We start from the raw sequence: 23,775 nt of genomic DNA on the forward strand, positions 1-23,775 counted from the left end.
TTAATGATATCTAGATAAAACCCTACCCAAATTTTTAGAAAAAATATGGGTTAAATTCAAATAAGCCATTACCATTTCAAGTGTTTCTGAATTATCAGAAGTTACTTCGTTTGAAATTGTATTTTTCAAATCTTCAATAATATTGTTAACCAAATACCAGCGCAATGTAATAATGGTCTCTGTTACGTATTGACCTATAGTTGCATCTTTTTGTTTTACAAAAATTTGCTGTACTTCCCAATTGTGCAACACCTCACGTTCTTCATTCATAAGAATTGTGGTAACTTCTTGCGCCAAATCTTCTGGAAGTTGCATCAAATATTTATCTAATTCAAAAACCTCATTTTCATTGAAATATGAGATTAAGTGATTATAAATTGCTTTAAAAACAGGATTTGCTAATTCTACCTCATCTTCTTGCAGACTTAAATAAATACGTTGGAATACTTTGTGGCTATTTTGCTCTTTTACTTCAATCATTTCACCTTCATTATTTTGAGTTAAAATGGTGTCTTCAAAAGCCACTTCTTTATCACCATACAACAATAAAATTTGAATAATTTTATGCTCCAATTCATACTGAATATCAACTTTCGTAGTTGGTTGCGTATTATCATTCTTAACAACTTCAAAAGCTTTTTGTTCCTCTTTAAATTGCTTACTAACTTCCGATAACTCTTTTTTAATTAATTGCGCTAATGTATTAAAAAGTACATCTTCGGATATATCCATGATTCTGGAACACTCCTTAATGTAAACCTCTCTTTTAATTCGATCTGGAATTTTAGAAATACTAACAACCATATCGCGAATTAAATCTGCTTTTTTAATCGGATCATTATTGGCTTCTTGCATCAACAATGACGCTTTGAACTGAATGAAATCTTTAGCGTTTTCTTCGAAATACAATAATAAGTCATCATGTGATGTTTTTCGAGCAAAACTATCTGGGTCATCGCCATCAGGAAACGTACAAACCTTAACGTTCATTCCTGCTTCCAAAATCAAATCTATTCCACGAATGGAAGCTCGAAGCCCCGCAGCATCACCATCAAAAAGCACCGTAATATTTGGCGTCAAACGATTGATTAAACGAATTTGATCAGGCGTTAAGGCAGTTCCAGAAGAAGCCACAACATTTTCAATTCCAGCTTGATGCATTTGGATCACATCCGTATAACCTTCAACTAAATAACAATTATTCAATTTGGCTATGGCTTGCTTGGCATGAAAAATTCCATAAAGAACTTTACTCTTGTGGTAAATATCACTTTCAGGCGAATTCAGGTATTTTGCTGCTTTTTTATCATTGGTCAAAATTCGCCCTCCAAAACCCAAAACACGACCACTCATACTCTGAATTGGGAACATCACGCGACCTTTGAAACGATCAAATTGCTTATCTTCTTTAACAATAGAAAGTCCTGTTTTATCTAAGTACTCTAATTTATACCCTTTCCCAAGGGCTTCTTTGGTAAAAGCATCCCAAGTTTCCGGTGAATATCCTAAACCAAATTTCTTAATCGTATCGGAAGTAAAACCTCGCTCTTTAAAATACGATAACCCTATCGCTTTCCCCTCATCCGTTTCTAACAGAGAGTGATGAAAATATTTCTGTGCGAATTCGGAAACCAAATACATACTCTCCTTTTCATTGGCTTGCGCTACATCCTCATCGGTTTGAACCGTTTCCTCAACTTCAATATTGTATTTATTTGCTAAGTATTTGATAGCTTCAGGATACGTAAAATGCTCGTGCTCCATCAAAAAAGTTACAGCATTCCCCCCTTTACCCGAGGAAAAATCTTTCCAAATTTGTTTCACAGGAGAAACCATAAACGAAGGGGATTTCTCGTTCACAAACGGCGACAATCCTTTTAAATTACTTCCAGCACGTTTGAGTTGGACAAAATCGCCAATAACCTCCTCAACTCGGGCGGTTTCAAAAACTTTTTCTATAGTGTCTTTAGATATCAAACTTTCTAATTTACTTAGGAACGTTTCAAAGATACAAAGTTGTCAAGCTAAACAACAAATAATCTTAAAAAAACAAAAAGCACTTCATATGGCTGAAGTGCTTTTTAAACAGAGAACTTAACTTAACTTAACCCCAAATTTTAATTAAAATCAAAGCGTATACCCAATGAAACGTTGTTTTGATCCATATTATTGTTCTTGAACATCGGGTTTAAGTCATATTTAACATAAAAACTAGTTTGCCCATACCCCAAATATGCACTTAACCCATAATTAAAATCAGAAACATTAAAAGCTCCTTTTTGTCTTTCCTTTATTTTTACATCGTCGATTTCGTAATTCAATATTTGTTTCGACTTAATTCGAACACCTGCATAACCTCCAATTCCTAAACGAACCGATTCATGGGTTCTGAAATAGGTTTTAGAACCATCTTTTGAAAGTTTCTTAGGTGTGAAATCGAATTCTAAATGAAGCGGTGCTGTTAAATACACATTTCTGAAACGCGATTCATCAAATTTGATTGTTGATGTTACCAAATCCGTTTGATCTCCATTTCTAACAAAATAACGATTGTCAGTTGGACGAAGATTGTTGTACATTAATGAAAGTCCGTATTTAGCATGAAGCAAATTGTTGTTTTTCAAAATTCTTGAATTGTAAGTAACACCCCATTCATAAAAATGCGAACCCCAAACTCTGTAATCGGAATCTTCTAAATTTTCACCTTCAGTAATTACATTATTTAAACCAAATGCAAAAACAAATTGTGATGTGGTTCTTTTTGATTTTCTTTCCGCTTTTTCTTCATCTGATTTATAGATTTTTAAAGCGGGAATATCATAGTGTTTTGTATTAGTTTTTTTAAAATAAGTTCTAACTTTTTTCCCGTTAATTGTATCTATCTTAAACGACACTTCTTTGCTTCCTATTTCAATTTTGTTCTGAATTAAGCTATCTAATTTTTGGTTATAGCGTTCCATTCCAAGCTCTATTCGATTAGCAGATTTTTCTGCTTCTTTCAATTTCAAAGTATTAAATTCATCTACTGAAATTTTATTTTGTTTAAAAACTGTCTCCAATGAATCTATTTTTAATTTGAGCTCATTTTTTTCACGAGCTAACAGAAATTCCATTCCAGATGAAATTTGTTCTACTTTTTTCTCAAAAGAAATTGGCTTCTCTTTTTTCTCTTGCGCAACTGCTTTTGTTACTAAACTAAAAGCAATAATGATGGTGTACAAAATAATTTTTTGCATAACTGTTTGATTTTTGATTAATGATGATTTTTACTTATTCGTAATTTCTATTCGCTAATGCTGATTTAGCATCTTGAAATTTTCTACTTAATTTTTCTAAAGTGGTTTCTTTGTGTGTTTCATCTAATTCTTTTTCAACCGTAGTAAGTAAAGAATTTGGATCTATTTTCATTTTAGGTTTTGAAATAAACTTATTTTCTGATGTGATTACCTTTTCACCTGTTTGAACTTCAACTAATAAATTTTCTGGAGAAACGTATTTGTAGGTGATGGGTGATGGGTGATGGGAGTGGGGAGTTATTTTTTCTTCCAAAACGTTTTCCTCTTTCATCTTTTTATTTATTTCAACTGATTTTATATTTCGTTTTTCTTTTTTTGAAATATTTTCTTCATTCTGAACTAAAACAGGTTTCACATTTTCAATTGAAATTCTATTGATTTTATTGGTTTCAACTGTATCAATTTCTTTGTTAATAGTGGTTACAATTGGTGTTGAATTATTAATTTCTGTCGTTTCGTTTGAATTGAAAAGGAAATACCCCAATCCGAAAAAAAGTAGCGTAGAAGCGGCTACAAAAAACCATCCGTAACCTTTCTTTGGCTTTTTTTCTTCTGAAACCGCAAGCATAGCATCTAATCGATCCCAAGCTTGAGCAGAAGGCTGAATTTCTCTAGCATTCAGCTTTTCTCTTATTTGATTATCTAATTTATTTGGTTCCATTTAATTTGTTTTTTAAGTCGGTGATTTGTTGTTGCAATAACTTTCGAGCTTGTGATAATTGCGATTTTGATGTTCCTTCACTTATTTTAAGCATTTCAGCTATTTCCTGATGTTTGTAACCCTCAATCGCATATAAATTAAAGACCATTCTATAGCCATCAGACAAATTATCAATCATATTTTGAATATCATCTACCGAAAAATCTTCCATTTCATAAACCGATTCGTTTTCGCTAACCGTAACCTCTTCAATATCTTGATGGTTGAAATTGTTCTTTTTCACCCGAAGAAAATCGATACATTCATACACCATAATTCTACGAATCCAACCTTCAAAACTACCTTTGTGTTCAAAATTTTTAAGATTAGTAAACACTTTCATAAATCCGGTAATCATTACATCTTCTGCGTGGTGAATGTCTTTTATGTATTGACGACACACACTTAACATTTTAGAAGAAAACTTAGCATAAATCTGCTGTTGTGCTTGTCGATTGTTTTCGACAGCCAACTTAATGAGTTGTTTTTCTTCTTGATGTAACTGGATAACTTTCATAAAAAAGTGTTCAGTGTTCCGTTTTTAGTATTCAGTAAAATACTCTTCTATAAACATAGACGAGAATGATTTTAAAAGGGTTGTATGATATTAAAAAAATGTGCCAATTTTTAATGTGCCAATGAGTGAATATCTTAAAAAGACACATTGACTAATTGACTCATTGGCTTATTTTTTACGTTCAATAACGTAATTTACCATTAAAGTAAGGGAATCTTTGTAAGGAGATGTTGGAAAATCTTGTAATAATGAAAGTGCTTCTTGTTGAAATTGCACCATTTTTCCTTCTGCATAGGTTAATCCGTTTTTGTCTTTAACAAATTGGATTACTTCTTTTACGCGTTTTTTATCTTTGTTATGATTTTTCACCGAGTTGATGACCCAACTTTTCTCTTTTGGAGAACAATTATTCAACGCATAAATCAATGGTAACGTCATTTTTTGCTCTTTGATATCGATTCCTGTTGGTTTTCCAATAGCATCATCAGTATAATCGAATAAATCATCTTTAATTTGGAACGCCATTCCGATAAGTTCTCCAAATTTGCGCATTTTTTCCACCAAAAGAGTATCCTCTGGAGCAACGGAACAAGCGCCAAGCGAACAACATGCCGCAATTAAAGTAGCTGTTTTTTGTCGGATAATTTCATAATAAATGTCTTCGGTGATATCTAATCTTCTAGCTTTTTCAATTTGAAGTAATTCACCTTCACTCATTTCACGAACAGCTACAGAAATGATTTTTAATAAATCGAAATCGTTATTATCTATAGAAAGTAACAAACCTTTTGACAATAAATAATCACCAACTAAAACGGCAATTTTATTTTTCCAAAGGGCATTTAAAGAGAAAAATCCGCGACGTTTATTGCTATCATCAACTACATCATCATGAACTAAAGTTGCAGTATGAATCAATTCAATAACCGAAGCACCTCGATACGTTCGCTCGTTAACGAAACCGCCCGAAACCATTTTAGCAGTTAAGAAAACAAACATAGGGCGCATTTGTTTTCCTTTACGGTTAACGATATAATGGGTAATTCTGTTCAATAAAGCTACTTTTGAAGACATGGAATCGCGAAACTTCTCTTCAAAAAGTTCCATTTCATTTACTATGGGAAGCTTTATTTGTTCGGTTATTTTCATTTGGATAACAAAAGTACGAAAACAATTGCTAAAGGCAAAAGTTTCGATTCTGAAACAAGTTTAGAAAGACAAAAATAAATTAAGATTTATTTGCCAATTGCCCACAAGCCGCATCAATGTCTTTACCCCGACTTCGTCTTACTTTTGCCACGATATTATTTTTTTCTAAAGCAGCTATGTAAGCATTTGTAGCTTCTTCTGAGGCTTGTTGAAACATCCCATCATCAATAGGATTGTATTCGATGAGATTAACTTTACAAGGAACATATTTACAGAATTTCACCAAAGCGTCAATCGATCTTTTATCGTCGTTGATTCCCTTCCAAACCACATATTCGTAAGTAATTTTACTTTTTGTTTTTCTGTACCAATATTCTAAACTTTCACGTAAATCAGTTAGTGGGAAGCTTTTAGTAAACGGCATGATTTCATTTCGAATTTCTTCCACAGCGGAATGCAAAGAAACCGCTAACTTGAATTTCACCTCGTCATCTGCCATTTTTTTTATCATTTTCGGAATTCCAGATGTGGAAACGGTGATACGTTTTGGCGACATACCTAAACCCTCAGAAGATGTAATCATATCAATCGCTTTCATTACATTTGGATAATTCATCAAAGGCTCACCCATCCCCATAAAAACAATATTGGACAATGGTCGGTCGTAATACAAACGACTTTCATTATCAATGGCAGCAACTTGATCATAGATTTCTCCTGGTTCCAAATTACGCATACGTTTTAATCGAGCTGTAGCACAAAAATTACAATCTAAACTACAACCTACTTGGGAAGAAACACATGCAGTAGTTCGAGTTTCTGTAGGAATTAAAACCGATTCTACAATTAAGTCATCGTGCAAACGAACGGCATTTTTAACGGTTCCATCTTCACTACGTTGTAAGGTATCAACTTTAATGTGATTGATTACAAAATTAGCTTCTAACATAGCACGCGTTTCTTTAGACACATTGGTCATATCTTCAAAAGTATGAGCTCGTTTTTGCCATAACCACTCATACACTTGGTTACCACGAAATGCTTTGTCTCCGTTAGCAACAAAGAAGTTACGCAATTGTTCTTTGGTAAGTGCTCGTATGTCTTTTTTCTCGATTTGCATGGTGCAAAGTTAGGTTAAAATGTCAAAACGTTTAATTGTTAATTTGTATTTTTGTCAAAATTTGATTTTATCATGCATTTCATATCTGAAGATTTAGAAGATTACGTTGCCAATCATTCACAAGCAGAACCAGAATTATTAGCGAAATTAAATAAAGAAACTTACCAAAAAATCATGCAACCACGAATGTTGAGTGGTCATTTTCAAGGTAGAGTTTTGAGTATGCTTTCAAAAATTATTCGACCAAAACATATTTTAGAAATTGGAACTTATACTGGTTATGCTGCTTTGTGTTTAGCGGAAGGATTAGCTGAAAACGGAACTTTAGACACGATTGATATTGAAGAAGAATTGGTCGATTTTCAAAGAAAATATTTCGATGCTTCGCCATGGAAAGACCAAATTTTTCAACACTTAGGTGATGCAGTTGATATTATCCCAACTTTGAACAAAAAATTCGATTTGGTTTTCATTGATGCCGACAAAGAAAATTATGTGAATTACTTTCACTTAATAGTTCCTATGATGAACAAAGGCGGAATTATCTTATCCGACAATGTGTTATGGAGCGGAAAAGTATTAGAAGAAGTTAAACCAAATGATAAAAGCACACCCGTTTTATTAGAATATAATCTACTATTGAACACTGATCCAAGAGTAGAAACAGTTTTATTACCCATTCGTGATGGTTTGACGGTTAGTCGAGTTTTGTAGTAAAATTGTATTTTTTACCTATAAAAAGGTACAATTTATAAAAACCAAAACCAAAAATTCCACCAGCGATATAACCCGCTAAAATATCTCCAGGATAATGCAATCCTAGATAAATTCTACTGAAAGCAAAAACCAAAGGAAACAAATACAGCAAATACGTGTGTTTGTAATACTTGCGTATGATTAATACAACAAAAGTAGTTGTTGCAAAAGAGTTAGAAGCATGACCTGAGAAAAAACTGAATGATTTCCTAGTGATCACTTCGCGCATAATACCATCGAATTCAGGATTATTACAAGGGCGTAAACGTTCGAATGAATATTTAAATAGATTGGTAATTTGGTCTGTAAAAGTGATTAAAGCTGCCAAAAAAAGAATGATAATTCCTAAACCTTTCCATCCCAATTTCTTTTGAATGAGATAAAAAATGGCAATAAAAAATGGCGACCAATAAATTTGCTTTGTGATAATCATCCAGAAACCGTCAAATGGCTCTGAACCTAATCCGTTTAAAAAAAGAAATAATTCTTTGTCTAGGTTGATTAACTGTTCCAAATTATAATTGTCTTTTTATAGGTCCGGTAATATTCTCGATATCTTCTTTTACTTTTTCAATCGGATTTTGAACATCTAAATTGATATTTTCTAAAGGATTCACCATTTTAGTAATCCCTTCTTTAGCTTTTGCGATTTCTTCAGAAACGCCACCGGTTAAGGTATTCATATCTAATCCTGCATCTTGAGTACCTTTTTGAATTTCACTTTTAATTTCATTTGTGGCATTTTTTAATTGCGCCATACCTTTACCTAAAGCACGAGCAATATCAGGAATTTTATCCGATCCAAATAGCATCAAGACCACTAAAATAATAAAAAACAATTCACCTCCACCTATTCCAAACATAGTACATTTTTTGAAATTAACGTTACAAAGTTACAAAGTTTTACAACTTATCTGTCTTAAAGTAATCAAAAAAAAGACTATCCGAAGATAGTCTTAATTCTTATTTTTTCTCTAAAGTATCAAATTTCGATTCAACTTCTACATTAGGCCAAAAATTGTTTGTAACGTCAACATCGGCAGTTTCTAGTTTTGGATCCAGCTGCATTTTAACAACTTTTTTCGATGTAGCAAATACTCTCTTAGCCGAATCATTGTTTTTTCTCCAGATTTGAGCCGGAAATTTTTGAACTTCACTTGTTCCATCTTCAAACTGAAGCTCTACAATAATTGGCATTATTAATCCTCCAGGCTTTGCAAATTCAACTTCATAGAAAAACTTTGGTGATTTTAATTTTGCAATTTCCTCAGCAGAATAATTTTTGCTTAAATAATCATTTAAACCTTGAACTTTAGAATAATCAAACCCATTTTTAAGTTCTGATTTAAATTCTGGCGCACCTTCTAAAACCATCTTTAGCATTGGTTGATTAGCGTCTGCAATTTTTCTCCCTCTTCTATTAAATTGAGGTTTTGCTTCTTTTGGATCTTGCTCAACAACATAATATTGTTTAACCTCTTTAATTGCTATATCAGTAACATCGGTAGAATAGAACCATCCTCTCCAAAACCAATCTAAATCTACTGCAGAAGCATCTTCCATAGTTCTAAAGAAATCCTCTGGGGTTGGGTGTTTAAATTTCCAACGGTTTGCATAAGTTTTAAAAGCATGGTCAAACAATTCGTGTCCCATGATAGTTTCTCTTAAAATATTTAATCCTGTAGCTGGTTTTCCATATGCATTAGCCCCAAAATTGTAAATATTTTCAGAATTAGACATAATAGGCTCCAAATACTGTTGATTGCCTTTCATATAAGGAACAATGTTTTTTGCTGGTCCACGCATGGCCGGGAAATTTGGATCAAATGTGGTTTCTGTTAAATATTCTAAAAAAGTATTTAAGCCTTCGTCCATCCATGTCCATTGTCTCTCATCTGAATTCACAATCATTGGAAAGAAATTATGACCTACTTCATGAATAATCACTCCTAACATTCCGTATTTGATTCTATCACTTACAAAACCAGTTTCATCAGGTCTTCCGTAATTCCAACAAATCATTGGATATTCCATCCCTTGGTCTTCTGCAGAAACAGAGACTGCTTTTGGATAAGGATAATCAAACGTGTAATGTGAGTAAGTTTTTAAGGTGTGAGCCACTGCTTTTGTAGATAAATCTCCCCAAAGTGGATTTGCTTCTTTGGGATAAATAGAAATAGCTAAAGGCTTGTTCGTTGGCAAGTCAACTGCCATAGCATCTATAATAAATTTTCTAGATGTAGAGAAACCAAAATCACGAACATTTTGTGCTTTGAACTTCCAAGTTTTCTTTTGATCCGAAAAACTCGACTCTTTTGCAATAGCTTCTTCTTGTGTTACAATTACAACAGGTTTATCAAAAGTTTTTTCAGCTAATTCCCAACGCTTTACTTGCTCAGGCGTAAATACTTCACTTCTATTTTGAAGTACTCCTGTTGCTTCCATTACGTGGTCTGAAGGCACCGTAATATTTACTTCATAATCTCCAAACACTAGTGCAAATTCTCCTCTTCCCCAAAATTGCATATTTTGCCAACCTTCAACATCATTATAAACCGCCATTCTTGGGAAAAATTGCGCCATTACATACAGACGATTGCCGTCTTTAAACTGCTCAAAACCAGAACGCCCATTATTGGCCCCTTCCTGATAACTTACAATATTATACCACCATTTTATTGAAAAAGAAATTTTATCTCCACTCTTTAAAGGCTTAGGCAAATCGATACGCATCATCGTTTGATTGATAGTGTATTGCATTGCATTTCCTTTTGCATCTTTAACATAATCAATGTTAAATCCACCTGGGAATGGGTTTTCTACGAATTTTTTGGCAAATGCATCAGCAGGAATACTTTTAGGCAAAACTTCGTTATCTACCAATGGGGTTTTAGAATCTGGCCTTTCAATATTTTGCTCTAATTGCACCCATAAATACTCAAGATTCTCAGGAGAATTATTATAATAGGTTATAGTTTCTGACCCATAGAGTTTCTTATTCTTATCATCCAATTCCAGATTCATTTTATAATCTGCTTTCTGTTGATAATAAGCTGGTCCAGGAGCACCAGAAGCGGTTCTGAACATATTTGGAGTTGCCATTTCCTCATACATCTGACGAAATTTATTCTCATTGTAATGTCCCTTTTCAGTTTTCTTTTCATCTGGTTTAACCTCTTGAGCTACCACTCCTAAGGATACTATTAGAGACAAAAATGCACCGAAAACAATTGATTTTTTCATAGTTTGTTAGTAATTTAATAGTCAATTTTTTCTTTTAATTCTGTATTAGTCAACAAAATACTTTTTTTGTTACTGTTGATGTTTGTATGAACAATATTCTGTTGATCTTGATACACCTCTGTAAGTAAAGAATTATAAATTTCGAAGGTATTTATTTTTTTTGAAATTGCAATTTTTGTATATAATATTAACACATCACCTTCAAGTTCTCGAGCCAAAAAAGTAATATTTTGAGGCTTATTATTAATGAAAATCTTCACTTTTTCTTTTAAATATCCTTCAATTAAGGCATCTGCATCAGGTAATTCTCTAGAAGATGTTAAATTTATCTTCTTATTGTATTTTTTTGTTAAAGCTTTCTCCAAATCATCTACAAAAATTCTAGAAGTGATTTCAACTCTTTTTTTGGAAGGAACATGATCAATTTGCATTACCGAAACATAAAACTTGTGAACCGAAAACGAACACAAAAATAACATTACAAATAATAAGGATATTGCTTTTCTCATCTGGTAAAAATAGTAATTATTCTTTTTCTAGTTGTTTTTTAAATGCTGTAGATTTGTCAATTAAATACTCAATTAACGCTAATTCATTCTCAGCTTTTAAAAGTGGTGAGAGTTCGTAAGCCGACAATTCAGCAAAACTAAGAAAAGAAGGAATACTTTCGTTAGTAATCTTTAGTGTTTCAATAAAAAAATTATGTGAAAAACGCTCAAAAATATGTTCCGAAAAAGACTTTGATTGTATCTCTTTAATTCTTCTATCATCAAAAACTCGCTCTGAATATCTTTTAGAATTATCCTTTTTCACAAACAAACTCACTATTCCTAAACCAATTGCACTAAAATTAAAATTTGATCCATTTGGAGCCAAAACAGTTGGTAACGCTGAATTTACTGGAGTTCCCGTTCGAACATCATCATCATAATATTTTACAACTTTTGCATCTATCCCATAAAAACCATCTCCATAAACCTGTATTCTTTTAGTGTCTTGTTTCAAATCTCCAGTCAAAGAGTAAGGTGTCACTTCAACCTCATTCAACTCAGAAATTCTAACGTGCAATTTTATTTCTAATACGGGTAACCAAAAATCCTTGTCCGTTACCACATATTTTTTTGTATCATAAGATAACCCTTGAATAAAAAGGGTATCAGTTGCTCTTGCATTTATAGAAAACATCCCATCAACATCTGTTATGGCACCAACATTAGATGAAATGTTATAGATTGTTAAATTTTCAACCTCCAAGGAATCTGCTACAATTTTCCCTCGCAATACTTTTCTTTGCATTCCTTGAGAAAAACAAATTTGACCAATCAAAACTATAAATAGGAATAAAATACTATTTTTCATTTTTAGTTATTTTTTCAGTATCAATTTCTTGTAATTTCAAATATTCTGCAGCTAATTCTGATAGAATAAAAGAAGCCATTGTTTTATTTTTTTCACTCATAGCCCTTACATATCTTTCATTTTCTACCACATAAAACATAAAACCCTCGATATAAATTTCAGGTATTTTCAAAACTTCAAGAAAATATTTTTTTTCAAAATAATCAGAAGTCTTTGCTTGCAACATTTCTTTTCTTTCTACCATCACTTCTTTTTTTAACATATTCGTTCTACCACTAATTGAGTTAATCAATCCATCAACACTCATTCCTCCAAGCGGCATCAACAGTGGGCTATACCATTTAAAATCTCCTGCTGCTGCTAATTTGCGTTCGGCTGGCGTATATGTTTTTTGATTAGCTGGAACAATCCCGAGTGCAACAGCATTGATGTTTTTGTAATTGATAATCGCTACTTCTTCTAATTCTGTAATGAGTGATTCCATTCTTACTAACAATAAATCATTAAAAAAATCACTTTTTTGCATGACGTACCGAGTAGCTTTTAAATTAACTGCACTAAATTGTAAGGTATCTGAAATTCTAACTTGAATTTGGAAATAACCTCTAGAATCGGTAACCACACCTAATTTACTAGACAAATTAATAACATGAATACCCTCTAACAAGCTTGATTCCGAAACTACTTTTCCCCTAATTAAAGTATCGTTTTGCGAAAAAACAAGAATTGGAAAGATAAAAAAGAAAAAAAGTAGTCTTTTTGGCATAAACTAAAATTGAATATTTTTGTAAATGTACCAAATAGGCTTCAAAATGAAATCCTAACAAGATGATAAACTTATGTTAAGACAAATTTGGTAGCTTTGTAAAAAATAAGTGATGAAAAATATAATTATTGCCAGTACTTCTACTTTACACGGAGGTGAATATTTAGACTATCTATTGCCTGAATTACAATCGTTCTTTTCAAATGTAAAAGAGTTACTTTTTATTCCATACGCAAGACCAAGCGGTATTTCACATGATGATTATACCAAAAAAGTTAGCGAAGCTTTTACAAAAATTAATATATCGGTAAAAGGAATTCACGAATTTGAAAACCCAATCGAAGCCCTTGAAAAAGCACAAGGGATTTTTACTGGTGGTGGAAACACTTTTTTATTGGTAAGTCAATTATACAAAAATAATGTAATTGACGCTTTAGAAAAAGTAGTTAAAAATGGAACATCTTATTTAGGAACCAGCGCAGGAAGTAATATTTGTGGCTTAACAATGAGCACTACTAATGATATGCCAATCGTATATCCACCAAGTTTTAGAACTTTAGGATTTGTTTCGTTTAATATTAATCCCCATTATTTAGACCCGATTGAAGGTTCAACCCATATGGGAGAAACTCGAGAAACTAGAATTAATGAATTTCATCATTTTAATCCGCAACCTGTTGTAGGACTGAGAGAAGGAAGTTGGTTAGAAGTAAAAGGCGATTCTGTAAAATTAAAAGGAACTTTGACGGCCAGAATTTTTAAAAGAAACGAAGCTCCAATTGAAGTAGCACCTGAAACCGAATTAAATAGTTTAAAATAAAAAAAGCCTTGCAAATGCAAGGCTTTTTTTAAGAGCGGAAGACGAGGCTCGAACTCGCGACAACCAGCTTGGAAGGCTGGAGCTCTACCAACTGAGCTACTTCCGCAGGTGATAATTTTTAAAACTTTATCTTGTTTTAGAGCGGAAGACGAGGCTCGAACTCGCGACAACCAGCTTGGAAGGCTGGAGCTCTACCAACTGAGCTACTTCCGCATAACAAAAGCGTTTACTTTTGTGGGTGCAAATATACTTTAAAAGTTTTGGTAATTGCAAATTTTTTTTGATATTTTTTTCAAAGCAATTGTACTAACTTTACCCTAAAATCAACACTCTTCTCTAAAAGATTAACTTTTAATGAGTTATATTATTATGGAAATTAAAAAAATTAGTTCGGTTGAAACATATCCTGTTAGACATGAGGTTTTAAGAAAAGGAAAACCAATTGAAACCTGCCAATTTAAAGGCGATGATGATGAAAACACCGCTCATTTTGGATTGTTTTTAGAAGATAAACTTGTGGGAATCATCTCTATTTTCAAAGAAAACAATAATTTATTTTCAGAATCAAATCAATTTCAAATTAGAGGAATGGCAGTTTTAGAAGAAGCTCAAGGAAAAGGATTTGGAACCGAATTAGTTAAAGAAACTGAAAATCATTGCATTAATTTGAAAGCTGATTTAATTTGGTTCAACGCTCGAGAAAAAGCTGTCCCATTTTACGAAAAGTTAAATTATAAAATCATTGGTGATTCTTTCTTAATTCCAGATGTTGGCATCCATTTTGTAATGTATAAAAAACCCTCAAAGAAGTAATCCAATAAATCTTCTTATATTTATATCACAATTAAGGTTTTATGAAAAAAATTACACTCCTACTCTTTATTTTTTCCTTAATTTCTTGTAAAAAGGAAGCATCACCAATTGCGTTTGACAATAGCATTATTAAGGACACTATTTTAAATGTCATCATAAGACCAGTTCATCCAGACTTACTTAACGAAAAGTCAGATAGCGTGAAATTATATTACCAAAAAATGAATTTTCATGAAATCTGGTATTTAAATGAGAATCGAAAAGATTTAATCAATGAAATTAAATTTTGCTACCAAGAAGGTTTGAATCCAAAAGACTATGAAATCAATATTATTGAAGACTTAGAAAATAAAAGGGCCAAACTCAATGATGCTGAAATTGTAAAATATGACATTCTTTTAACAGAAACCTTTGAAAAATTAGCAAATCATCTTCATAAAGGAAAACTAAACCCAAAAGAATTATATCGTGATTGGGATTTAAAACCAAAAGAAATAAAACTTTCCACATTGCTTGAAGATGCCATAAAAGGGAAAAAAATCGCAACTACTTTCAAAGATTTAAAACCAAATCATATTGTTTATCAATCTCTAAAAAAGAGCCTTGTTGAGATTGATAAATTACCAAATATCAATTTTGAGAAAATAAACATTAAAAATAAAATCCTTTTAGGTGACACCCTACCCGAAATGGTAAAAATTAAAAAACGTTTAGCCTATTGGAAAGATTATCAAAACAAAGACAGTATTATAACATGGACTTACGATTCCATCACTTTTAAAGCAATCAAACGATTTCAAGCACGTCACGGTTTAGCACAAGATGGCGTAATCGGAATCGGAACTATTAAAGCTTTAAACATGTCAAAAAGCGAACGAATCGAACAAATTTTCGCCAATTTAGAGCGTTGGCGTTGGTATCCATCTGATCTAGGTGAAAAATATTTAGTTGCTAATATCCCTGATTACATATTATTTTACATTAATCAAAATGATACTGTTGCTTCACACCGAATTGTAGTGGGAACTCCAAAAAGGAAAACACCTATTTTAAGTTCAAAATTATCCAATTTTGTTTTCAATCCTACTTGGACAATCCCCCCTACAATAATAAAAGAAGATTTAACTCCTTCTGCTTCACAAAATAGAGACTACTTTCCCTCAAGAAAGTTAACCATTTACAACAAAAAAGGACATGAGGTTTCACCCGAGGAATGGAATCCTGAAACGGCTAGTCATTATCGCTATGTTCAAAAACCAGGAAAGAATAACGCGCTTGGATTAATAAAGTTCAATTTTCCAAATAACCATTTAGTTTATCTTCACGACACAAACCACAGAGATTACTTTTCAAAGAATTACCGTGCGTTAAGTTCGGGTTGCGTTCGAATCGAAAATCCTTTGATTTTAACGAAACAAATGCTAACTGAAATGAATGCTGAAAAATGGAGTGGCAACCAAATCGATTCCATTTTAAAAAAAGAAAAAACCAAAACAGTGTCTATGAAAGACACTGTTAATATTCATTTATTTTATTGGACTTCTTGGATGGAGAAAGGGACACTTCAATTTAGAGAAGACATTTACAATCTTGATAAAGGTTTATTCAAAAAATTAAGACCTCTAGATTAATAAAATTTAAAACCAAACGATTGTAAAAATTACAACGTTAAATTTTTTACAATTATGAAACTAATTTAGATTTCTCAATATAATTTCTTGAAGGATGATATATAAAAACACAAGACTTGTTTTTTATGGTATCAATCAATTCTTTATGAATTTCGTAAGGAACTGCAGGACACCCTTGGCTTCTTCCCAATCTACCTGTTTTGTTTATGAATGATTTACTCACATAATCAGCACCATGAATTACAACTGCTCTACTTCTAGCATTATCATTAATTCCCTCCTCTAATCCGTCTAAACGAAGTGAAGTACCATGTTTTCCATTATAAACTTCACCAGTTAAATAAAAACCTAAACTGCTTTTGTAGGACTCACTAATATTGGAAAAACTAGTCGCAAACTCAAATCCAGAATTTCTTCCATGTGCAACTAATGATTGAAAAATTATTCTTTGAGCTTTCATATCAATAACCCACATTCGCTCTTCTTTTGAAGATAAACTAAAATCAATAACCGTTAATACTTCATTAACAATTTTTCCCTGAGATTTCAATTGTTCATAGCCTTCGAAAGCAGCTAAGAAACTATCAAATTTAGGCAAAGAAAAATTACTTTGATTTATAGTTGCATAAAAAGCTTTACATTTAACTTCTAAAGTAACTTTCGCTTTTTCAGCAAGTAATTTCGGATCTGTCCCTGTTGTGTAGCTTTTTTTATAATCTTCTATCGTTAATGGTTTGAATGAAAAAAGACCAATTAAAATTATAGGCAATATCTTATAAATCATTGTTAATCTTACAGTTATGTTGTTATTGAAAGCGCCAAATTTATTTATTATTTTCTAATAAACAAATAAAATCATGTATTTTATCGAAAAATTATGTATTTCATCGATTTAAAAGAAAAAAGTTAAACATTATATAAAAAAAAGAGACATATATAAGATTCCAATATTTTTGCAGTTAAAATATCTTTTACATGACTAATAAAATCGGCTTTACCATATTTATATGCTTAGTAAGTTCTCTGTTCACCTTTTCTCAAACAAAGAAAAGTGTAGCTACAAAGAAAACAAATGAAAATATTACTATTGATGCCGAGCTAAATGAAGTATCTTGGAGAGAAGCAGAAATTGCAACTGACTTTGTCTCATTAGAACCTAAAAACGGAACACCAATCCCTGAAGAATTTAAAACCGAAGTAAAGATTTTATATTCTGATGATGCTATTTACATTGGAGCTAAATTATACGATCCTAATCCTGAAAAAATTTTAAAAGAATTAGTAGAACGAGATGATATTGGAACTTCAGATTTTTTTGGAGTTTTCATTAATGGATATAATGATGGCCAACAAGAGTTCCGGTTTTTTGTTACTGCTGCAAATGGTCAAATTGATACTAACTTTACTTCTTCTGAAGGTGAAGATGGTTCTTGGAATGCCATTTGGGAAAGCAATGCGAAAATTACTGATTTTGGTTATGTAATCGAAATGAAAATACCATACGCAGCTCTTCGATTTCCAGAACAAAAAAAACAAACTTGGGGATTAAATTTCTTCAGAGAAGTTCGAAGAGAACGTCAAAAATATACCTGGAGTCCAATTGATAATAAAATTGGAGCCATTTCGCAACAAGCCGGAATTTTGACTGGAATTGAAAATATTAAAACACCTACCCGATTGTTCTTAATTCCTTATTCTTCCTTTTACCTTTCTGGAAGTGAAACACAAAAAACCAAAGGGGAATTAAAAGGTGGATTGGATATTAAATATGGAATCAATGATGCTTTTACATTAGACGCCATTTTAGTACCCGATTTTGGTCAAACCAAATTTGATAATGTGGTTTTGAATTTGGGCCCATTCGAACAACAATTCAATGAAAACCGGCCTTTCTTTACAGAAGGAACGGATTTGTTTAGCAAAGGTAATTTATTGTATTCGCGAAGAATTGGACAAACTCCAAATTTGAAATTAAATTTAGCAGAAAATGAATCGATAGAAAATATCGGAGCTATCAATCTATTAAATGCAATGAAAATATCAGGTCGTGATAAAGATGGATTAGGAATTGGGTTTTTAAATGCCGTCACAGAAAAAACAATAGCAACTGTTTCAAACGATGACAATGATGAAACAAGATTCATTGAAATTTCACCTTTAACAAATTACAATGTTACCGTTTTTGACCAAAGATTTAACCAAAATTCTTCTGTAACTTTTATTAATACAAACGTTACCCGAAATGGAAGTTTTAGAGATGCTAATGTAACTGGATTATTATTTGATTTAAATAATAAAACCAATACCTATAATCTTTCTGGAGGAGTAAAATCGAGCAGTATAAATGATGTCGACAATAAAAACGGTTATAACGCCTCGTTATTTTTTGCAGAAACAAGTGGTAAGTTTAGATATAGTCTCGGTGGGGAATACATGTCGAAAGATTTTGAAATAAATGATTTAGGAATAAATTTCAGGACAAACTACTACTCTTTTTCTGGAAACACAAATTATCGAATTCTGAACCCAAATAAAACATTTAATACATTTAGAATTAATCTGAATTCTTACTTTGAATTTTACACGCCAACAAACCAAATCCAATCTAGTAATTTCAACGTAAACTTAAATTCAACAAATAAAAGCAATCATTATATTGGTGCAGGTTTCAATGTTAATCCTTTTAAAAATTATGATTATTACGAACCTCGAGCAGCTAACCGTTATTTTGTAAATCCTACGAATATGGGTGGTTTTCTCTATTTTTCATCCAATTATAACAACAAATTTGCAATTGATTTTGAACCTTTCATGACACATGTACTTAACGAAAACAGATATGAAGCTGGAGTAAATATTAGTCCAAGATATCGTTTTAGTGATAAGTTTTCATTGGTTTATGGGTTCAACTATTTCAAACAAAAAAACGATATAGGATGGATTGATTCAGATGCATCCAATATCATTTTTGCTAGAAGAGATAGAGATACGTACACGAATTCAATCACAAGTAAATTCTCAATAAGCAGTGAAATGAATTTTAATTTATCGGTAAGACACTATTGGTCACTCGCCGAAAACAATCAAATCAACAATCTAAATCAGGATGGAAGTTTATCTCCAAACACCTCATATGCTACTAACAAAAACTCAAACTTTAGTACTTGGAATTTAGATGTATCGTATTCATGGTGGTTTGCTCCTGGAAGTCAAATGTCGATTTTATACAGAAATAATGCTGACACTTTTGACAGAACGATTAATAAAGATTTTGGCTCCAATTTCTCCAACTTATTTGAAGATAATTTGAATCATGTTTTATCCGTAAGTGTTCGTTATTTCATCGATTATAACCAAGCTAAAAATTGGATTCGAAAAGGTTAATTTACTTAATCGTTTTCGTAATTTTAAGTCGCTTTTTCATTTAAAAATTGACCAATTGCTTATATTTGTGCAAACACACAAAAATGAACAAAAAAGTTATTTTAATGATATTAGATGGTTGGGGAAAATCACCTGACCCAAAAGTTTCAGCTATTGATAATGCCAACACTCCTTTTATTGATAGTTTATACACAAAATACCCAAATGCTCAGTTAAGAACGGATGGCTTGAACGTAGGCTTACCAGAAGGTCAAATGGGGAATTCCGAAGTTGGGCATATGAATTTGGGCGCTGGAAGAATTGTTTACCAAGATTTAGCCAAACTGAATTTAGCGGTAGAACACAAAACCATGAGTCAAGAAAAACCGCTCATAGATGCGTTTGAGTATGCTAAAAAGAACAACAAATCCATTCATTTTTTAGGATTGGTTTCTGATGGTGGTGTTCATTCTCACACTTCGCATTTAAGAGGTTTAATTGATACTGCTCAAGAAAGTGGCGTTCAAAATATGTTTGTTCATGCTTTTACCGATGGTCGTGATGTAGATCCAAAATCGGGAGCAAAATACATTTCAGATTTAGAAAATTATCTTCAAAATACGAATGTTAAGTTAGCTTCTGTAATCGGAAGATATTATGCTATGGATCGAGATAAACGTTGGGAAAGAGTAAAGCTAGCTTACGATTTAGTGGTGAATGGTGAAGGAATGCATTCGAAAAATGCGGTTGCAAGTATCAATGAAAGCTATGCAAAAGAGGTTACCGATGAATTTATTCAACCGATTGTCATGGTGGATGAAAACAACAATCCAATTACAAAAATCCAGGAAGATGATGTAGTGATTTTCTTCAATTTCAGAACTGATAGAGGAAGAGAATTAACGGAGGTTTTATCTCAAAAAGACTTCCACGAATTCAACATGCACAAATTGAATTTGTATTATGTTACCATGACCAATTACGATGAAACCTATGAAAATGTTTATGTAATTTACGACAAAGACAACATTACCGAAACACTTGGAGAAGTTTTAGAAAAGGCAGGTAAAAAGCAAATCCGAATTGCCGAAACGGAGAAATATCCGCACGTAACCTTTTTCTTTTCTGGCGGAAGAGAAGAACCTTTTGTGGGCGAAACTCGTATTTTGAAAAATTCGCCAAAAGTAGCTACTTACGATTTACAACCTGAAATGAGTGCTTTCGAGCTAAAAGATGCTTTAGTTCCTGAACTCAAAAAAGGAGAAGTAGATTTTGTTTGTTTAAATTTCGCCAATGGTGATATGGTTGGGCACACAGGTGTAATGGAAGCTGCAATTAAAGCTTGTGAAGCGGTTGATATTTGCGTAAAAGAAGTGGTTGAAACTGCTCAAGAAAACAATTACACCACAATTATCATAGCCGATCACGGAAATTGCGAAACGATGATAAATCCAGATGGCTCACCAAACACAGCCCATACAACCAATCCAGTTCCGATTATTTTAGTTGACAAAGAATTAAAAAAAATCAAAAATGGGGTCTTAGGAGACATCGCTCCTACTATTTTAGATTTAATGGGAATTGAAAAACCTTCCGTTATGACTTGTAAATCTTTATTATAATGAAACGTTTTTTATTGATATTAATTTGTCTACCATTTGTTGGGTGCATTTCGACTTTCAAAGCTTCTAATGGTGAGGATGGAAAACCCGGTGAAGATGGAAAACCTGCAACCGAACAAAAAGGTGCTGATGGTGAGAACGGAAAAAATGGAAAAAATAAAAGTACAACAATAGGTATAAAAGCATAATTTATCAATCCCGATTCGTCGGGATTTTTTTTGAACGATTCCAAAATAAAAGTTAAACTTTTAAACATTAATAGTAATACTATTATATTTGTGGTATTAAATATCATAGTATGCATAATTTACTATCCAACTTAAAAATTACTATTAACGATAAACTTTATGTCAAAAACCCTGAGACTTCAGAACTTGGACTTAACATTTTAAAAAATAGTATTCTTTTAATAGATGAAATTGGATTTGATGCTTTTACATTCAAAAAATTGGGAGAAAGAATTCAATCTAATGAAAGCTCTATTTATCGCTATTTTGAAAATAAACACAAACTTTTAGTCTACTTAACCTCTTGGTATTGGTCTTGGATGGAATATCGCATGGCATTTGCTACAATAAATGTTTCTAATCCGATTGAAAAACTAGAAAAAGCCATTAAATTAGTAACTGAAAATATTATAGACGATAATACAACACCACACATCAATGAAGAAGTTTTAAGCAGAATTATTGTTGAAGAGTTTACTAAAACCTTAATGACCAAAGAGGTTGACAATGAAAATAAAGAAGGCTTTTTCTTAGTATACAAAAGGGTAATCAATAGAATTATCGATATTATCAAGGAAGTAAATCCTAATTATCCATATGCTAAAAGTTTAGCTTCAAGCATTGTGGAAGGATCGCTTCACCAACATTTTTTAAAGAATCATTTAAAAACGATAACTAATTTATCTGAAAAAGAATGTGCTACTGATTTCTATACAGATATGGCTAAAAAAATATTGCTATGACACCATTAAAAAGATTTAAAAACCTCATTTTAATCGACAAACAAGACATTTACCAAATTTTCTTGTACTCCATTATTGCGGGTTTAGTAAGTTTATCTTTACCTCTAGGAATTCAATCTATTATCAATTTTATTCAAGCGGGAAAAATTAGTACTTCTTGGATTGTATTAGTAGGTGTAGTAGTACTTGGGGTTGCATTTGTTGGATTACTTAAAATTATGCAATTCAGAATTACCGAGAACTTGCAACAAAAAATATTTGTTCGTTCTTCATTTGAATTTGCCTATCGATTTCCTAAAATAAAATTCAATGAATTACACAATCAATATCCCCCTGAATTAGCAAATAGATTTTTTGATACCTTAACGGTACAAAAAGGGTTTTCTAAACTCCTTTTAGATATTTCAGGAGCTGCACTACAGATCGTGTTTGGAATAATTTTATTATCGTTATACCACTCCTTTTTTATCTTTTTCGGGCTTATACTACTTATATTGTTATATCTGATTTTTAAAATCAACTTCAATATTGGACTAGAGACGAGTTTAAAAGAATCAAAATACAAATATAAAATTGCCCATTGGTTACAAGAAATTGCCAGAAACCATTTAAGTTTCAAAAGCAATTCAATCTTTAATTTTTCACTACATAAAAACGATAAACTGGTAAGTGAATATTTAAAACAAAGAGAAAATCATTTTCAGGTTTTATTAAAACAGTTTGTACAGTTAACTGGTTTTAAAATCATTATTACAGCAGGATTATTAATCATTGGGGGACTATTGGTAATCAATCAACAAATGAATATTGGACAATTTGTTGCCGCCGAAATTGTCATCTTAAGCATTATCGCAGCGGTTGAAAAGTTATTTTCTGGCCTAGAATTGTTTTATGACGTATTAACTTCTTTGGAAAAGCTAGGTTCTGTAGTGGATATGGAATTAGAAGAAGATGTACAAAATTCAAATTATTTAGTGGATAAAAACAAAATTACAATTGAGACAGAAAATGTATCGTTTACTTATCCGAAATCAGATAAAGAAATTCTAAAAAACATTAATATTTCAATACAACCAAAACAACACACCTTAATTTTAGGCGAAAATGGCTCTGGAAAAACAACCCTGATGCGATTATTAGCTCGATTGATTGAACCTACAGCAGGTAGCATTTTTATCAATAATACAAATTATAAAAAATATTCTTCCGAAGAGTACCGCTCTAAAATAGGAATTATTACAGCACAAGAAATGCCATTTGAAGGAAGCATTTTAGAAAACATCACCTGTAATAATCCGGAAATTAAAATGGAAATGGTTTTTGAAATGATTGAAAAACTTAAACTTACCGAAGCTATAAAAGCACTTCCGAAAGGATTAGACACCCGCATATCGTCTGAAGGAAAACAAATCAATTCTTCTACCATACAAAAAATTGTTCTAGCAAGATGTATTATAAATAAACCCAAATTGTTATTTTTAGAAAACCCTTTAGATAAATCAGATGAAAAAACGTGTCGCGAAATTTTAGATTACTTGAGCGATGAAAAACATCCATGGACACTAATTGTTGTTAGCAAAAACAGCTATTGGAAACAAATTTGTAAGCAAACTATTCTTTTAGAAAAAGGAGAAATTAAAGCTATTTAAC

22 protein-coding genes and 2 tRNA genes are annotated in these 23,775 nt (G+C 31.9%); 9 read left to right on the forward strand and 15 right to left on the reverse strand.

Features of this window, described 5'->3' with window-relative positions:
• The 6 genes from dnaG to rlmN all read right to left on the reverse strand — a co-directional run bounded on the left by dnaG (position 1) and on the right by rlmN (position 6,782).
• A complete protein-coding gene (gene dnaG / locus BUE95_RS01420) occupies positions 1 to 1,977 on the reverse strand; it encodes a DNA primase (RefSeq protein WP_073580702.1) in 1,977 nt (658 codons plus the stop codon).
• A 140-nt stretch (positions 1,978 to 2,117) separates the two neighbouring features.
• Positions 2,118 to 3,236, reverse strand: a complete 1,119-nt coding sequence (locus BUE95_RS01425) for a hypothetical protein (RefSeq protein ID WP_073580704.1) — start codon at positions 3,234 to 3,236, stop codon at positions 2,118 to 2,120.
• Between the two features lie 34 nt (positions 3,237 to 3,270).
• On the reverse strand, positions 3,271 to 3,957 hold the full coding sequence (locus BUE95_RS01430) for a hypothetical protein (RefSeq protein ID WP_073580706.1): 687 nt from the start codon (positions 3,955 to 3,957) through the stop codon (positions 3,271 to 3,273).
• Positions 3,944 to 4,513 carry an RNA polymerase sigma factor gene (locus BUE95_RS01435; RefSeq protein ID WP_073580708.1) on the reverse strand — a complete coding sequence of 190 codons (570 nt, stop codon included), beginning with the start codon at positions 4,511 to 4,513 and terminating at the stop codon, positions 3,944 to 3,946. The genes BUE95_RS01430 and BUE95_RS01435 overlap by 14 nt, the downstream gene beginning before the upstream one ends.
• Before the next feature lie 168 nt (positions 4,514 to 4,681).
• On the reverse strand, positions 4,682 to 5,662 hold the full coding sequence (locus BUE95_RS01440; RefSeq protein ID WP_073580710.1) for a polyprenyl synthetase family protein: 981 nt from the start codon (positions 5,660 to 5,662) through the stop codon (positions 4,682 to 4,684).
• Positions 5,663 to 5,741: 79 nt separating this feature from the next.
• Positions 5,742 to 6,782, reverse strand: a complete 1,041-nt coding sequence (gene rlmN / locus BUE95_RS01445) for a dual-specificity RNA methyltransferase RlmN (protein WP_073580712.1) — start codon at positions 6,780 to 6,782, stop codon at positions 5,742 to 5,744.
• Between the two features lie 72 nt (positions 6,783 to 6,854).
• Between rlmN and BUE95_RS01450 the strand changes: the two genes are divergently transcribed.
• On the forward strand, positions 6,855 to 7,496 hold the full coding sequence (locus BUE95_RS01450) for an O-methyltransferase (RefSeq protein WP_073580714.1): 642 nt from the start codon (positions 6,855 to 6,857) through the stop codon (positions 7,494 to 7,496).
• Here BUE95_RS01450 and BUE95_RS01455 read toward each other — a convergent pair.
• The 6 genes from BUE95_RS01455 to BUE95_RS01480 form a co-directional block, all read right to left on the reverse strand.
• Positions 7,480 to 8,052 carry a phosphatase PAP2 family protein gene (locus tag BUE95_RS01455; protein ID WP_073580716.1) on the reverse strand — a complete coding sequence of 191 codons (573 nt, stop codon included), beginning with the start codon at positions 8,050 to 8,052 and terminating at the stop codon, positions 7,480 to 7,482. The two genes, BUE95_RS01450 and BUE95_RS01455, sit on opposite strands and share 17 nt — an antisense overlap.
• 1 nt (position 8,053) lies before the next feature.
• Positions 8,054 to 8,401, reverse strand: coding sequence for a Sec-independent protein translocase subunit TatA/TatB (locus tag BUE95_RS01460; RefSeq protein WP_073580718.1), 348 nt, complete (start codon positions 8,399 to 8,401; stop codon positions 8,054 to 8,056).
• Positions 8,402 to 8,501: 100 nt separating this feature from the next.
• Positions 8,502 to 10,781 (reverse strand): M1 family metallopeptidase, encoded by a 2,280-nt coding sequence (locus BUE95_RS01465; RefSeq protein ID WP_073580720.1) that lies wholly within the window; start codon positions 10,779 to 10,781, stop codon positions 8,502 to 8,504.
• A gap of 14 nt (positions 10,782 to 10,795) precedes the next feature.
• Positions 10,796 to 11,290: a DUF6702 family protein gene (locus BUE95_RS01470; protein ID WP_073580722.1), complete on the reverse strand. Its 495-nt coding sequence runs from the start codon at positions 11,288 to 11,290 to the stop codon at positions 10,796 to 10,798.
• A gap of 16 nt (positions 11,291 to 11,306) precedes the next feature.
• On the reverse strand, positions 11,307 to 12,140 hold the full coding sequence (locus BUE95_RS01475; protein WP_073580724.1) for a hypothetical protein: 834 nt from the start codon (positions 12,138 to 12,140) through the stop codon (positions 11,307 to 11,309).
• Positions 12,130 to 12,906, reverse strand: coding sequence for a peptidase associated/transthyretin-like domain-containing protein (locus BUE95_RS01480; protein WP_073580726.1), 777 nt, complete (start codon positions 12,904 to 12,906; stop codon positions 12,130 to 12,132). The genes BUE95_RS01475 and BUE95_RS01480 overlap by 11 nt, the downstream gene beginning before the upstream one ends.
• Before the next feature lie 112 nt (positions 12,907 to 13,018).
• Here BUE95_RS01480 and pepE point away from each other — a divergent pair, with 112 nt between their 5' ends.
• Positions 13,019 to 13,726, forward strand: coding sequence for a dipeptidase PepE (gene pepE / locus BUE95_RS01485; RefSeq protein ID WP_073580728.1), 708 nt, complete (start codon positions 13,019 to 13,021; stop codon positions 13,724 to 13,726).
• Positions 13,727 to 13,759: 33 nt separating this feature from the next.
• Here pepE and BUE95_RS01490 read toward each other — a convergent pair.
• Together BUE95_RS01490 and BUE95_RS01495 are read right to left on the reverse strand one after the other, a co-directional pair.
• A tRNA-Gly gene (locus BUE95_RS01490) sits at positions 13,760 to 13,832 on the reverse strand.
• A 34-nt stretch (positions 13,833 to 13,866) separates the two neighbouring features.
• Positions 13,867 to 13,939: transfer RNA gene (locus tag BUE95_RS01495), tRNA-Gly, on the reverse strand.
• A 141-nt stretch (positions 13,940 to 14,080) separates the two neighbouring features.
• Between BUE95_RS01495 and BUE95_RS01500 the strand changes: the two genes are divergently transcribed.
• On the forward strand, positions 14,081 to 14,539 hold the full coding sequence (locus tag BUE95_RS01500; RefSeq protein ID WP_073580730.1) for a GNAT family N-acetyltransferase: 459 nt from the start codon (positions 14,081 to 14,083) through the stop codon (positions 14,537 to 14,539).
• A 41-nt stretch (positions 14,540 to 14,580) separates the two neighbouring features.
• Positions 14,581 to 16,170, forward strand: a complete 1,590-nt coding sequence (locus tag BUE95_RS01505) for a L,D-transpeptidase family protein (RefSeq protein ID WP_073580732.1) — start codon at positions 14,581 to 14,583, stop codon at positions 16,168 to 16,170.
• A 52-nt stretch (positions 16,171 to 16,222) separates the two neighbouring features.
• Here BUE95_RS01505 and BUE95_RS01510 read toward each other — a convergent pair whose 3' ends face one another.
• Positions 16,223 to 16,954, reverse strand: a complete 732-nt coding sequence (locus tag BUE95_RS01510) for a murein L,D-transpeptidase catalytic domain family protein (RefSeq protein ID WP_073580734.1) — start codon at positions 16,952 to 16,954, stop codon at positions 16,223 to 16,225.
• A gap of 191 nt (positions 16,955 to 17,145) precedes the next feature.
• On the opposite strand from BUE95_RS01510, the gene BUE95_RS01515 reads away from it, so the two are divergent.
• The 5 genes from BUE95_RS01515 to BUE95_RS01535 all read left to right on the forward strand — a co-directional run bounded on the left by BUE95_RS01515 (position 17,146) and on the right by BUE95_RS01535 (position 23,774).
• A complete protein-coding gene (locus BUE95_RS01515) occupies positions 17,146 to 19,554 on the forward strand; it encodes a DUF5916 domain-containing protein (protein ID WP_073580736.1) in 2,409 nt (802 codons plus the stop codon).
• Between the two features lie 83 nt (positions 19,555 to 19,637).
• On the forward strand, positions 19,638 to 21,155 hold the full coding sequence (gene gpmI / locus BUE95_RS01520) for a 2,3-bisphosphoglycerate-independent phosphoglycerate mutase (protein WP_073580738.1): 1,518 nt from the start codon (positions 19,638 to 19,640) through the stop codon (positions 21,153 to 21,155).
• Positions 21,155 to 21,343 (forward strand): hypothetical protein, encoded by a 189-nt coding sequence (locus BUE95_RS01525; protein WP_073580740.1) that lies wholly within the window; start codon positions 21,155 to 21,157, stop codon positions 21,341 to 21,343. The genes gpmI and BUE95_RS01525 overlap by 1 nt, the downstream gene beginning before the upstream one ends.
• A gap of 110 nt (positions 21,344 to 21,453) precedes the next feature.
• A complete protein-coding gene (locus BUE95_RS01530; RefSeq protein ID WP_073580742.1) occupies positions 21,454 to 22,125 on the forward strand; it encodes a TetR/AcrR family transcriptional regulator in 672 nt (223 codons plus the stop codon).
• The gene (locus BUE95_RS01535; RefSeq protein WP_073580744.1) at positions 22,122 to 23,774 is read left to right on the forward strand and encodes a peptidase domain-containing ABC transporter; all 1,653 of its coding nucleotides are present in this window, start codon (positions 22,122 to 22,124) and stop codon (positions 23,772 to 23,774) included. The genes BUE95_RS01530 and BUE95_RS01535 overlap by 4 nt, the downstream gene beginning before the upstream one ends.
• The last annotated feature ends 1 nt before the right edge of the window (position 23,775 follow it).

Source organism: Flavobacterium cucumis (genome assembly GCF_900148835.1).
GTDB classification, from domain to species: domain Bacteria; phylum Bacteroidota; class Bacteroidia; order Flavobacteriales; family Flavobacteriaceae; genus Flavobacterium; species Flavobacterium cucumis.